This window comes from Paenibacillus sp. J45TS6, assembly GCF_018403285.1.
In the GTDB taxonomy this organism is placed as follows: Bacteria; Bacillota; Bacilli; order Paenibacillales; family Paenibacillaceae; genus Paenibacillus.
Window position 1 is genome coordinate 1 of sequence record NZ_BOSJ01000087.1, and the last position, 348, is coordinate 348.

General features: G+C 51.7%; 2 rRNA genes. Both read right to left on the reverse strand.

Features of this window, described 5'->3' with window-relative positions:
* Positions 1-8 precede the first annotated feature (8 nt).
* A 5S ribosomal RNA gene (gene rrf / locus KJS58_RS25110) occupies positions 9-125 on the reverse strand.
* A gap of 111 nt (positions 126-236) precedes the next feature.
* A 23S ribosomal RNA gene (locus KJS58_RS25115) occupies positions 237-348 on the reverse strand; the annotation flags it as partial.

The window sequence follows — 348 nt, forward strand, 5'->3', positions numbered from 1 at the left end:
GGGTTTTCGCTTGGCGGCGTCCTACTCTCCCAGGACCCTGCGGTCCAAGTACCATCGGCGCTGGAGGGCTTAACGGTCGTGTTCGGGATGGGTACGTGTGGAACCCCTCCGCTATCGCCACCAAACGAGCATTTTACAAATGCGGTATTCAAGGATTTGCTCCCTGAAAACTAGATACGAAACATTTTGCGATTTGTAGCATATGCTCCTGAAGCAACTTCCCTTCAGAAAGCTTGTAGGATAAGCCCTCGACCGATTAGTACTGGTCAGCTCCATGCATTGCTGCACTTCCACCTCCAGCCTATCTACCTCGTCGTCTTCAAGGGGTCTTACTAGTTGGGAAATCTC